This window comes from Neisseria sp. P0014.S009 (assembly GCF_051958155.1).
Lineage (GTDB): Bacteria > Pseudomonadota > Gammaproteobacteria > Burkholderiales > Neisseriaceae > Neisseria > Neisseria flavescens_C.
On record NZ_JBQCVS010000320.1, the window covers coordinates 1 to 229 of the forward strand.

The 229-nt window shown below is 65.9% G+C and carries 1 rRNA gene; it reads right to left on the reverse strand.

Annotated features, from left to right (window positions below):
* A 16S ribosomal RNA gene (locus tag ACTHS4_RS12800) occupies positions 1–229 on the reverse strand; the annotation flags it as partial.

The following is a 229-nucleotide window of genomic DNA, read 5'->3' on the forward strand; positions in this document are numbered from 1 at the left end:
CCCCTGGCTTTCGCGCCTCAGCGTCAGATGGGGTCCAGCGTGCCGCCTTCGCCACCGGAGTTCCTGTGGATATCAACGCATTTCACCGCTCCACCCACAGTTCCGCACGCCCCTACCCCCCTCGAGGCCGCCCGTACCCGGGGCCGTTCTCTGGTTGAGCCAGAGGATTTCACCCCGGACGCGGCAGCCCGCCTACGCGCCCTTTAAGCCCAGTGATTCCGAACAACGT